Annotated in this window: 11 protein-coding genes; 9 read left to right on the top strand and 2 right to left on the bottom strand. The window is 71.3% G+C overall.

From position 1 onward, the window contains the following. The first annotated feature begins 42 nt into the window (after positions 1-42). The 8 genes from lanL (at position 43) to Aph01nite_RS41430 (ending at position 8,743) form a co-directional block, all read left to right on the top strand. Complete coding sequence (gene lanL / locus Aph01nite_RS15780; protein ID WP_204041636.1) at positions 43-2,721, top strand: class IV lanthionine synthetase LanL; 2,679 nt, start codon at positions 43-45, stop codon at positions 2,719-2,721. After that, complete coding sequence (locus tag Aph01nite_RS15775) at positions 2,718-4,457, top strand: alpha/beta hydrolase family protein (protein ID WP_204041635.1); 1,740 nt, start codon at positions 2,718-2,720, stop codon at positions 4,455-4,457. Before lanL ends, Aph01nite_RS15775 begins: the two co-directional genes overlap by 4 nt. A 56-nt stretch (positions 4,458-4,513) precedes the next feature. Continuing rightward, on the top strand, positions 4,514-4,654 hold the full coding sequence (locus Aph01nite_RS15770) for a hypothetical protein (protein WP_204041634.1): 141 nt from the start codon (positions 4,514-4,516) through the stop codon (positions 4,652-4,654). Positions 4,655-4,712: 58 nt separating this feature from the next. After that, positions 4,713-4,838 (top strand): hypothetical protein, encoded by a 126-nt coding sequence (locus tag Aph01nite_RS42135; protein ID WP_275419237.1) that lies wholly within the window; start codon positions 4,713-4,715, stop codon positions 4,836-4,838. 48 nt (positions 4,839-4,886) lie between these two features. Beyond that, positions 4,887-5,024, top strand: coding sequence for a hypothetical protein (locus tag Aph01nite_RS15765; protein WP_204041633.1), 138 nt, complete (start codon positions 4,887-4,889; stop codon positions 5,022-5,024). A 74-nt stretch (positions 5,025-5,098) separates the two neighbouring features. Further along, positions 5,099-6,808: an ABC transporter ATP-binding protein gene (locus tag Aph01nite_RS15760; RefSeq protein ID WP_204041632.1), complete on the top strand. Its 1,710-nt coding sequence runs from the start codon at positions 5,099-5,101 to the stop codon at positions 6,806-6,808. Then, the gene (locus tag Aph01nite_RS15755) at positions 6,801-8,576 is read left to right on the top strand and encodes an ATP-binding cassette domain-containing protein (protein WP_204041631.1); all 1,776 of its coding nucleotides are present in this window, start codon (positions 6,801-6,803) and stop codon (positions 8,574-8,576) included. The genes Aph01nite_RS15760 and Aph01nite_RS15755 overlap by 8 nt, the downstream gene beginning before the upstream one ends. Positions 8,577-8,614: 38 nt before the next feature. After that, positions 8,615-8,743 (top strand): Rid family hydrolase, encoded by a 129-nt coding sequence (locus tag Aph01nite_RS41430; RefSeq protein ID WP_239161725.1) that lies wholly within the window; start codon positions 8,615-8,617, stop codon positions 8,741-8,743. Between the two features lie 47 nt (positions 8,744-8,790). Here Aph01nite_RS41430 and Aph01nite_RS15745 read toward each other — a convergent pair whose 3' ends face one another. Together Aph01nite_RS15745 and Aph01nite_RS15740 are read right to left on the bottom strand one after the other, a co-directional pair. Further along, positions 8,791-9,402 carry a dihydrofolate reductase family protein gene (locus Aph01nite_RS15745; RefSeq protein ID WP_204041630.1) on the bottom strand — a complete coding sequence of 204 codons (612 nt, stop codon included), beginning with the start codon at positions 9,400-9,402 and terminating at the stop codon, positions 8,791-8,793. A gap of 54 nt (positions 9,403-9,456) precedes the next feature. Continuing rightward, a complete protein-coding gene (locus Aph01nite_RS15740) occupies positions 9,457-10,617 on the bottom strand; it encodes an MFS transporter (protein WP_204041629.1) in 1,161 nt (386 codons plus the stop codon). A gap of 138 nt (positions 10,618-10,755) precedes the next feature. Between Aph01nite_RS15740 and pdxR the strand changes: the two genes are divergently transcribed. Next, positions 10,756-12,162: a MocR-like pyridoxine biosynthesis transcription factor PdxR gene (gene pdxR, locus Aph01nite_RS15735; protein ID WP_204041628.1), complete on the top strand. Its 1,407-nt coding sequence runs from the start codon at positions 10,756-10,758 to the stop codon at positions 12,160-12,162. Positions 12,163-12,176 lie beyond the last annotated feature (14 nt).

Genomic DNA, 12,176 nt, shown 5'->3' with positions numbered 1-12,176 from the left:
CCTTTACTCCCAAACGCCTACGTGAGCGTAAGGGAGAGGTGGATGGCCGCCCTGACTGAGCGTGCATTGCAGTTCCCGTTCCAGGCACTGGTCCGGTCAGCCCTTGACGAGCACGGTGGACCGGGCTGGGTCATGGTCGAGGACGAATTCTGGTGCCGAGTCGAACCGCCTGGGCACACCAAGCGGATCCAGGGCTGGAAGGCGCACGTCTCCGCCACACCGCTGTCCGCGCCGGAGGTCCTGCACCGGGCCGCCATGGCGCTCGCCGAGCTGGGTTGCTCCTTCAAGTTCCCGGCCCGGGCCGTGTCCGTGGAGGAGCTGACGGGCGGCCGGTACGACCGGGCGCAGTGCGGCAAGGTGATCACCGCCTATCCCCGCGACGACGAGCACTTCCGGCAGGTCGTCGAGGCGCTGGACCAGATCACCGCGGGACTGCCAGGTCCGGCGATCCTCTCCGACCGTCCGTACCGGCGGGGTGGGCTGGTTCACTACCGGTACGGCGCTTTCACCGGCGTGCCGACGCTGACGAACGACGGGGTCTGGGAGGCACGGCTGGCGGACCCGTCCGGCGCGCCGGTGCCCGACGTGCGCAAGCCCTGGTTCTGCCCCCCGGAGTGGGCGGTGACGCCGCTGCCGGAGCCGCCCGCGGTGGCCGGACCTGGCCGGCCCGTGCTGCTCAACGACCGGTACGTCGTGCGCGAGGTCATCAGGCACTCCTCCCGGGGAGGCGTGTACCGGGCGTTCGACCGGGACCGCGACGAGATGGTCGTGATCAAGCAAGCCCGTGCCCACGTCGCGTCCGGGCTGACCGGCAGCGACGCCCGCGCCGTCCTGCGCCGCGAAGCGGACGCCCTCCGCACGCTGTCCGGCCTGACCCCCGAACTGATCGAGGTCTTCGACCAGGAGGAGCACACCTTCCTGGTGGAATCCCTGCTGCCCGGCATCACGCTGGCGGAATGGGTGCGGCAGCAGGTCAACGAGGTGCCCGACGGGAGCGGCCTGACGTTCGAGCGCACGAAGGAACTGGCCGCCCGGCTCACCGGCCTGCTCGCCGAGGTTCACCGGCGCGGGCTGGTCTACCGCGACTTCAACCCCAACAACATCATGGTCACTCCGGACGACCGGTTGCTGCTCATCGATCCGGAGCTGGCTGCCCCGACGGGCCGGCCGGCGTCACGGGGGTACACCCCGGGCTTCGCTCCGCCCGAGTGCGTCTCGGCCGGCCCCGCCGACCCCGCGCCCGGGCCTGAAGCTGACTGCTTCTCACTGGGCGCGACCCTGTTCTATCTGGTGACCGGTGCCATTCCCGCGTTCGCCGCGGATTCCGCGCCACCCAGGCCGGACGCGGAACGGCTCGCGCTGACTCTGGAGATCGCCGAGGCGCGACGCCCGGCCGCCCGGTGGTTCGCACCGGCGATCCGCGGTCTGTGCGCGGCGCGATCCGGTGATCGGTGGACCCTCGGCCGGCTGACGGACTTTCTCGCCGAAGCCTCTCCGCCACGCGGCCAGATCGCGGCGCCGCAGGTGCCGTACGACCGGCTGATCGATGACGGGCTGGCGCACATTCTCGCCGCGATGGGCGAGGACGGCGCCGACCGGCTCTGGCCGAGCGGCCCGTTCGGAGCCAGCACCGAGCCGACCAACGTCCAACACGGAGCGGCCGGTGTGCTCGGCCTGCTCGTCCAGGCCTGCGACGCCCTCAGCCGGACCGAACTGGCGTCGGCCGCCGATCGGGTCGCGCGCTGGCTCCAGCGCCGCCGCCGCATGATCCCGCATGTGCTTCCCGGGCTCTACTTCGGGCAATCGGGTATGGCGTGGGCGCTGGGGGAGGCGGGCCGTCTGCTGGGCGACGAGGAACTCACCGACCTGGCCGCCGAGGTGGCGCTGTCGCTGCCCGTCCGCTGGCCGAATCCGGACGTTTTCCACGGCGCGGCCGGTGCCGGGATGACGCAGCTCCACCTGTGGTACGCCACGGGTCGCGACGTCTTCCTCGATCGGGCGGACGACTGCGCGGGCGGCCTGCTCGCCGCGGCGGCGCACACCGAGGACGGCGTCTTCTGGCCAGTTCCCGATGCCTTCGACTCGGCATTGGCGGGAATAAGCCACTTCGGCTTCGCGCACGGCGTGGCCGGAGTCGGCACGTTCCTGCTCGACATGGCTCTCGCCGGTGATCGGGAGGACTGTCTGGAGGCGGCTTCGGCCGCCGGCGAGACCCTGATCCGTGCCGCGGAGCACGGTCCGTGGGGAGCGCGATGGCGCACCGACCGTGCCGATCCGCCCGGCCAGGGACTGCTCTACGCGCTGTGCAGCGGCTCGTCGGGCGTCGGCACGTTCCTGCTGCGGTTGTGGCAGGCGACCGGCCATCCGGACGCGCTCGACCTCGCTCGCGAGGCCGCCGCCGCCGTGTACCGGACCCGGTGGTCGGCGGGGCCGGCGGCCTGCCACGGGCTGGCCGGCAACGGCCAGTTCCTGCTCGACATGGCCGATGCGGTCGGGGACGAGCCGTACCGCGACTGGGCCGACCAGCTCGGCGCCTGCCTGTACGCCCGGCACGCCCGCCTCGACGGGCTGATGCTGCTCCCCGACGAGTCCGGCACCCAGATCTGTGTGGACTACCAGGTCGGTATGTCGGGCGCGCTCAGCTTCCTGCTGCGACTGCGGCACGGCGGCCCCCGCCCTTGGCTGGTCGCGTCCGCGGCCCGCGTCGGGAGCGGGCGGTGACCGCCCCGGTCGTCGCGCGCGGCGCCTTCCGCTTCTCAGCCGACGGCCGGCGTGCGGCCTGCCTGGCCACCGACGACGACGGCCGGCGGTTCGCCGAGGCGTGGGAGCTCACGCGTACCGGCCCGCGTATGACCGCACGCGCCGAGGCGCCGGGCAGTTCGATGGCGGCGCAGATGCTAGCCCTCACGGGAGGGCGGGTGCTGCGCTCGTGGCACTCACCCGGATGGCAGACGGTCGAACTGATCGAGCCCGGCGGAGAGCGTCGCGTCCTGGGCCGGACGAGCACGCCACTGCGGCTGCTGCCCGGATACACCAGCCCAGGGGTGCTGGGCCTGGGCGTGGCCGTGGACCCTCACTCCGGCTCCACCCTGTACGAGCTGCGTGAAGAGGGGCACTGGCTCCGGCCGGCGGCCCGCTTCCCCGGCCCCGTCGGCGCGGTCGCTGTCGATGTCCACCGGGCCTACCTCACCGTCGTCGAGGACGGCAGGCCCACACCGATCGTGGTGGACCCGGCGTCCGAAGGGTCCCGCCCGTTGCTCGGGTTCGTCCCGCCGTACCCATGTCACGTGCTGCTCGCCGGTGGTGGCCGGGTTCTGCTCACCGTCGGCACGGGCCAGGGTCACCACCTCGCCGTCGTGCCGGCGCAGGGGGCGGACCGGGTGGATCTCCTCGACAGTCCGGCGGGGCTGGCGGGTCCTGTGACGCCGGCCGCGCTCGATCCGGCTGGTCACACGCTTGCTCTGCTCGTCGGCCGCGGCGCACGATCGGACCTCGTGCTGTACGACACCGGCAGCCGGCACGGCGCCGAGGACAGGTTACGCAGCGTCTCGCTTCCGCCGACCGAGCTGATCCCAGTCGCCGCCTGGCCCGGCGAAGGGCTCTGGCTGCCGTGTTCCACGCCCACCCGGCCGGCGGAATTCGGCTGGCTGACCGGGATGGACCTGGTGACGGGGGTCGGCGCGGAGCCCAGCCGGGAATGGCGTCCCGGGCGCGTAGAGGAATTCGCGGGACCGGCAGGACCGATCGACGCAGTGGTCTACGGCGACGGATGGCGCAACGAGCGTCCGCTCGTCGTGGCGCTGCACGGAGGTCCGGAGCAGCACTGGACCGTCGGATTCGACCGGCTTTTCCAGGTGCTGGCCGAGGCCGGCGTCACCGTGATCGCGCTGAATCAGCGGGGCAGCACGGGCTACGGGCCGCAGCACGCGGCCGCCATCGCCGGGCAGTGGGGTGGGCCGGACCTCGCCGACATTCGGTACCTCTGCGCGGACCTGCGCGCGGGACGACCGGCGGGTGCGCCGTGCCCAGCCGTCTACGGCACCAGCTACGGGGCCTTCCTGGCGCTGCTCGCCGCGGCGGCCGACCCCGGGTCATGGTCCGCGTGCGTGGCGGTGGCGCCGTTCCGGTCGGCGGCCTCGCTGTATGACGTGGCCACTCAGCCCGTACGGAACATGATCGACCGCTTGGGTGGCCGCGCGACGGGGCCGGACCTCGATGTGCTGGCGCCCCGCATCGCCGCGGACGTGATGATCGTCCACGGCGCACTGGACGAGATCATCCCAGTCGGCCAGTCACGGATCCTGGTCGAACGCCTGACCGCATCGGGTCATCCGAGGGTCACCTATCGAGAGCTTCCCGATCGCGGTCACGACGCGATCGGGGCGCACGCGGGCCCGATCGTCACGGAGATCGCCGAATTCCTTGCCCGCGTCATCGAGCCGGCCGGAAGGAGATGACACACGTAGCGAACGACGCTCCCGCCCCCCGACAACCAGAAGAAAGGTGATTGGACATGGAATCCACCAGGGCTTTCGAACTGCGCGTTGACGCGCTCCAGATGCTCGACGGCGACGAGGCGCACCTGGGCCTCGCGAAGTGCATCTCCACCTGCTCCTCGACCTGCACGGTCACGTGCACCATCACCACGCCCTGACGCCCGCACACCTGATCTGCTCGCACACCTGGGAGGAGGTGACGGTATGGGATCCGACATGGTTTTCGAGCTGCGCGTTGACGCGCTCCAGCTGCTCGATGGCGAGGAGGCGCACCTGGGCACCGCGCAGTGTGCCGCCATCTGCATCAATACCTGCACCACCACGTGCGTCTGCACCGGGTGAGCGGCTCGCACACCTGACCCGCTCGCACACCTGGGAGGAGGTGACGACATGGGATCCACCATGGCTTTCGAGCTGCGCGTTGACGCGCTCCAGATGCTCGACGGCGAGGAGGCGCACCTGGGCCTCGCGAAGTGCATCGCGACCTGCACCGTGACGTGCCAGACCACCTGCACCATCACGGGCTGACCTCGACGTTCGGGGTACGGAGGCCGTCGGCCTCCGTACCCCGAACGGAACGCGCATCCAACGGAGGCATGATCATGGGAATGGGTTCGGGTGACCGGCTGGTCCGCAGCGCCGCGGCGAAAGCGCGCGGACGGCTCGTGACTCTGGTCGCCTTGCTGATCACCCGCGCCGTGGCTGGCCTCGCCGTTCCAGGGCTGCTCGCGGCGGCGCTCGCCGCGGCTCTGGCGGGACTCCCCGCCGTCTGGCCCGTCCTGCTGCTCGGCGGCGCCGTCCTGGCGGCGGCCGCGGCCGAGGGCGCGATCGCCCTGGTCGGCGCAGCCGCGACGGGCGCGAGCGCCAGCTGGCTCTACACGACCACGGTCCGCCATCTGCTCGCGCTGGGCCTGCGGCACCGGATCCCGCCGGGCGAGGCCACGGCTCGGGTCGCGCAGGCCGTCCCCGCCGCCGCTGATCTGGCGCCCACAGTCGCCGCGACGACGATCTCGGCACTCACCTCGCTCGCCGCGCTGGGCGGGCTGTGGTGGATCGACTGGCGCGTGGGGCTGACCTTTGTCCTGGCCCTGCCGTGCGCGGTCCTGATCACCAAGCGGTTCGTATCCGGGGCGACCGCGGCGCAGGAAGGCTACTTCCAGGCCCAGGCGGAAGTCGGCGGCCTGCTGATGGGCGCGCTGGCCGGGATCCGTACGATCCGCGCGGCCGGCACCACGGACGAGGAGATCGCCCGGGTGCTCGGCCCGCTGCCCCGGCTGGCCGCGTCCGGGTTCGCGTTGTGGCGCCTCCAGCGGGTCGTGGTGTGGCAGTTCCGGCTGCTCATTCCGCTCACCGAGCTGGTGGTGCTGGCAGTCGCCGGGCTGGAGGTGGCAGCCGGGCGGCTCGCCCCGGCGCAGATTCTGGCCATCACCGGGTACCTGGCCTTGGCGATGGGCGGCCTCGAATACGTGGACAGCATGTTCGAGATCGCCGAATCCCGCGCCGGCGCCGGTCGGCTCGCCGACATTCTGGATCAGCCCGCGCCGGACGAGGGCCGCCGGGCGCTGCCCGCCGGTCCGGGTGCCGTTCGCCTGCGCGACATCACTGTCACGCACGCGGGTCAGTCGCTGCTGGACGGCCTGGACCTGGACATCCCGCCGGGAACCGCGGTCGCGCTCGTCGGGGCGACCGGCGCCGGAAAGAGCACCCTGACCGGTCTGATCGGGCGCCTGACCGACCCGGACAGCGGCGAGGTGACCGTGGACGGCGTGCCCGTGCGCGAGCTGAGGCTGGGCGACCTGCGCCAGGCCGTCACCTACGCCTTCGACCGGCCAGGGCTGGTAGGCGGCACGGTGCACGAGGCGATCGCCTATGGGCTCGCGGAGGCGTCCCGCGCCGACGTCGCGGCCGCGGCTCGGGCAGGCCACGCGGACGCGTTCATCCGCCGGCTGCCCGACGACTACGACACGCCGCTCGCCGAGACCCCGATGTCCGGCGGCGAACGGCAGCGGCTGGGGCTGGCCCGTGCCCTCCTGCGCCCCGCGCGCGTGTACGTGCTCGACGACGCCACCTCCGGACTGGACACCGTGACCGAAACCGAGGTCGCCGACTCCATCACCACCATGCTCGCCGGCCGTACCCGGATCGTGGTCGCGCACCGGGCCGCCACAGCGGCGCGCTGTGACCTGGTCGCCTGGCTGGACGAAGGCCGCATCCGCGCGATCGCGCCGCACGCGACCCTGTGGACCGACGCGCGCTACCGCGACGTGTTCGGCCACGCCCACGACGATCAGCTGGAGATATGCGATGCCTGACGGAATGCTCAGCCGCGACGGGTGGTGCTTGCTCCGCTCCGGTCTGCGCGGCAGTCGCCACCCGATGCTGCGGATCACCGCCTGGTCGGTGGTGGAGGCCACACCGTCGCTGGCCTCCGGGCTGGCCGTCGCGGCCGCGCTCGACCAGGGGTTCCTGGCCGGGCACCCGCTGGTGGGACTCGGCTGGCTGAGCTTGGCGGGCATGCTGTTCGTGGTGCGCGCGATCGCCGAGCGGGCGACCTTCCCCCACCTGGCCCGCGTGGTCGAACCGCTGCGCGACCACCTCGTCCGGCACGTGGTGACGGACACCCTGCACAGCGCCGCCGGCAGCGGCCGTGCACCGGACGCCGCCACGGTGTCCCGGCTCACCCGGCAGGTGGAGGTGGTCCGCTTGCTGACCGCGGCCCTGCTGCGTACGGCGCGCCCGCTCACGGGGACACTCCTCGCCACCGTGGTGGGCCTGACCGCGCTCAGCCCGGCGGCGGCCGCGCTCGCCCTGCCCCCGCTGGCCTTCGCGCTGGCCGCCTTCCCGTACGGGCTTCGCCGCATGGCCCGTCGGCGGCATGCCCTGATCCTGGCCGAGGAACTGGTGGCGGCGCGTACCGGTGCCGTGCTGACAGCCGGACGTGACATCAACGCGCTGGGCGCCGACGACCGCGCCGTCGCGGAGATCGCGGAGGCGGCGGCCCGCTACGTGAAGGCCAACCAGGGCGTGGCGTTCGCCGGATCCGCACAGATGCTGACCGTCGTGGTCGGCGGCTACCTCCCGGTGCTGGCCATCCTGCTCGCCGCTCCCGTCCTGACCGCTCAGGGGCTCCTCACCACGGGATCCCTGGTGGGCGCGGTCACCTACGTGACGGGTCAGCTGCTGCCCACGGTCCGCGCGCTCGCCGGCACGCTCGGCGTGTACTGGACTCAGCTCGCCATAACGCTCACCAGGCTCGCCGAAACGGCCGGCACGACATCGAGCGCGACCGCCACCCCTCCCACGTCGCCCCAGGGCCACGACGTCGCCATCGACGGACTCACCTTCAGCTACGGCCCGGAAGCCGAGCCTGTCCTCTCGAACCTGTCGCTGACCATGCCACCAGGCGACCACCTGGCGATCGTCGGCGCGAGCGGCATCGGCAAGTCCACCCTCGCCAACCTGCTCGCCGGGGTTGAACAGCCCACGTCGGGCACCGTACGGGTGGGCGGCGTGCCCGCCGGCGAGCTCAGCCCCCCCGTTCGCGGCGGGCCGGTGGCACTGGTCCCTCAGGAGGCGTACGTCTTCGCCGGGAGCGTGCTGGACAACCTGCGCTACCTCAACCGCGAGGCGACCGAGGCGGAACTCCTGCGAGCGGCGGACCTGCTGGGGATATGCCCCCTCCTTGACAGGCTCGGCGGCCTCCGCGCCCACCTCACCGAGCCCGCCGTGGAACTCTCGAGCGGAGAGCGCCAACTGCTGGTCCTCGCCCGCGTGTACGTTTCGCGGGCCCGAGTGATCGTCCTGGACGAGGCGACCTGTCACCTCGATCCGGTCACCGAGGCACGGACCGAACTGGCCTTCGCCGCCCGACCCGGCAGTCTCATCGTCATCGCCCACCGCATCACCTCCGCCACCCGGGCCCGCAACGTCCTGCTGCTCGACAATGGCCAGGTCGATGCCGGCAGTCACGCCGACCTGCTGTCCCGCAATGCACGTTATGCCGAACTCGTCGGCCGCTGGCGACCGCCGCCATTCGTCACCGCGTCTCATGTGAAAGCCAGCCGACATCGAGGCGTATAGGGAGGCCTTTGAGGGACTCATTTCTTCAGATCAACAGGGTGGTTGGTCCTGAGGCCCAGGTCCGGCAGGTCTACGCCAATCTGGCCGCCGCGCTGGAGGCAGCGGGCTCCGGCTTGGAGCACGTAGTCAAACTGACGGTCTACCTGACCGATCTGGACGACGGTTAGTGCTGGTGCCAAATGCATGCGCAAGTACCAAAACTTGTAGCCCACAGCTACTTCGGGACCTGGAATCGCAGATGCGTCACGTGCGGTGACTCGATCAGCCTGTTTCGTTTCAGCTCGATGTGATCGGCGCCTAGGTGGTCGAACAGTCGCGTGCCCGAACCGAGCAGTACGGGCACCAGTTGGATCTGGATCTCGTCCACGAGCCCGGCCCGCACGAACTGCTGTGCGGCGTTCGCCCCACCCATGATGAGGACGTTCTTGTCGCGCGCCGCCGCTCGGGCCTGCCGGAGCGCACTCTCGATGCCGTCAGTGACGAAGGTGAACGCGGCGCTTTTCATGACCAACTGGTCGCGGGCCTGATGGGTGAGCACGAAGCAGGGCACGGGGAACGGAGTGTCCCCCCACAGTTCTACTCCCACGTCAAACGTGCGTCTGCCCACCACAACGGCTCCGGTCGAGGCGGAAAGCTCCTGCGCGACCTGGGCGTCCACTCCATTCGGTGATGTGCCGCCAGCGGCTACATTCCGATCGGAACTGCTGGTGAACAGCCACTCGTGGAGCCGCTCGCCGCCTTCGCCCATGGGGTGTTCGACGGTCACATCGGGTCCGGCGCTGAAGCCGTCCACTGACACACTCATGTTCAGCACGACGCTTTTCATGAGGTTCTCCTTTTCGCTTGTTCCTTGCGGTATCAACAGGGGCTGAATCGACCGTCAACCTTTCGACGCGGCCCCATGGTCCAGCCACGCGGGGGCCAGCGCGGTGAACAGCACGATGGCGGTGACGGCGAATGCCACGGGGTAGCCCATCGGCACGGTCAGGAGGCCGAACACGATTGCCCCGACACCCATCCCGCCGTCGTAGGCGAGGTTCCACAGCGCGCTTACCCGAGCAAAGTCGGACTCGGGGGCGCGCGCGAACATGAGTGCCAGCGTCACGTTCTGGGCCAGGCCGAACCCGAGCCCGAACAGCCCCATGCCGGCTATCACCGCGACCGGGCTGCCCACCCAGACGAGCACGGCCGTGCCCACGGTGGCCGCGAGCACCGCGGCGACGAGTAAGTGGGCGGTGCCATGGCGGTCGCCGTACCAGCCCGCGGCCCAGCGTGCGAGCGGTGCAGCGCAGGACTGCACGAGCAGAGCCCCCGCGGCCACGTGATGCGATTCGGCCGGTACGGCCATGGGGAGGAAGGTCAGCAGGGCGCCGGCCGCCAGTGTCACGGTGGCGAAGATGAGCGTCGGCCTGGCGAGCCCACGGATACGAAGGGCGCCGAGGACGCTGCCGCGCTCGATGCGAGCCGACCGGGAGGGCAGGCCGAGGACGCTGCCGCGCTCGATGCGAGCCGACCGGGCCGGCAGGCCGGGTACGACGGCCAGCGTGAGCAACGACATCGCCGCCCCGGTGATGAACACCGGCCCGTACCCGACGTTCCCGACCAGCCACAGACCCAACGGCAGGCACGCGATGGACGGGACCCCGGCGGCTGCGCCGTACAAGCCGAGCCCTTCGCCGCGGCGATCGGGCGGCACGAGTTCGGCGACGAGGGCCGCGCCGGCCACAACGATGATGCCGAGCCCCGCGCCTCGCACCAAGCAGACGCCCAGCACCAGCGGCAGGGAGGAGGATGCCAGCAGTACCAACGCGGGCGCTCCGAGGAGAAGCAGGCCCGCGGCCATCACGAGGCGGTATCCGTACCTGTGCAGGAGGGCCGGCACGGCGAACTCCATCAGCACGGTCCCCAGCATCAGCGCGCCGGTGGACATGCCCGCGCCCAAGCCGCCCACCCCGGCCGTGGCCACGTACAGGGGGACGACCGGCATGAGCAGATAGAAGCTCCCGGGGGAACACACCGACGTGATCAGCAACAGAACCATCGGACGGGTCAGGATCGGTTGCCGGTTCACGACATCCCCGACCCTGCTCACCGAAGTTTCCCTATCGGCGGCGACCTCCTGGTGATCCATGAAGCCGACCGTAGGACGGGATCTGGTTCAGCAGTAAGGTCCAGTTTCATGCCGATTGACTGGACCGGTTCCGGACCACAGCTCCTGGTGCAGGTTGACCGAAACCGACCTGAACCCCTGCGCGACCAGCTCGAACGCGCATTGCGGGAGGCCATCCGCGCCGGTCGGCTCGCCGCCGGAGAGAGACTTCCCTCGTCCCGCGCCCTGTCGCGCGACCTCGGCATCTCTCGCGGCCTGGTGACCGAGTGCTACGCGCAACTGCAGGCAGAGGGCTATCTGGTCAGCCGCGGCGGCTCGGCCACCCGGGTTGCCGCCACGGCGCGTCCGTACGCGGCGGTGGATCCGCCACCACCCACAGCCATCGAGCCCGCCAGAATCGACTTCCGGCCCGGCGTACCCGACCTGTCGAGTTTCCCGCGCGAGTACTGGAGCGGCGCCCTTCGCCGTGCCTGCCGCGACGCGCCCAATGACCTGCTCGGCTACGCCGACCCGCACGGCGATCCGACCCTGCGCGACGTGCTCGCCGCGTACCTACGGCGAGTCCGCGGCGCCGGCGCCGACCCCGGTCACACCGTCATCTGCGCGGGCTACGCACAAGGGCTCCAGCTCGTCCTGCGGTCCCTGGCGGGCCAGGGCGTACGCGTCGTGGCTTTCGAGGACCCCGGTGACCCCGAGCACCGCACCATCGCCGCGATACTGGGACTCGACGTCATCGCCGTCCCGGTCGACGAGCGCGGCATCGACACCGACGCACTCGCCGCCACCGACGCGCGCGCCGTCGTGCTCACACCCGCCCACCAGTCGCCCACCGGCGTCGTGCTCGCCCCTGACCGGCGACAAGCCCTGATCAACTGGGCCACCACCCGGAACGCGACGATCATCGAGGACGACTACGACGCCGAGTTCCGCTACGACCGCGAACCCGTCGGCGCGCTCCAGGGCCTCGCCCCGGACCGGGTCGCGCTCCTCGGCTCCGTCAGCAAGTCACTGGCGCCGGCCCTGCGACTCGGCTGGATTCTCAGCCCACCTCACCTGACTCCCGACGTCGCCCGCCACAAGCGGCTCGCCGACCGCGGCTCACCGGTCCTCGACCAACTCGCGCTCGCCGACCTGCTGAAGTCCGGCCGGTACGACCGCCACCTGCGCCACATGCGGCAGCGTTACGCCGCCCGTCGCGCCGCCCTCCTCGAAGCGATCCAGCGACACGCGCCCGGCATCGAACTGCGCGGGCTGGCCGCCGGGTTCCACACCGTCGCCCAACTCCCACCCGATGCCGACGAGCGTGCCGTCATCGCGGCCGCGCGCCGCCGGTCCGTCGGCCTGTACGGAATGAGCGCCTACCGCATGGACCCGCGCCCGGGTCCCCCGCAGCTCGTACTCGGATTCGGCAACCTGACCACAGCCGCCATCTCCGACGGCATCGAGACCATCGCCGACCTGCTACAGCCACACTGAGCGCGCCCTTGGTT

This window comes from Acrocarpospora phusangensis, assembly GCF_016862995.1.
Taxonomy (GTDB): domain Bacteria; phylum Actinomycetota; class Actinomycetes; order Streptosporangiales; family Streptosporangiaceae; genus Acrocarpospora; species Acrocarpospora phusangensis.
This window is presented reverse-complemented; position numbering and strand designations above follow the sequence as displayed.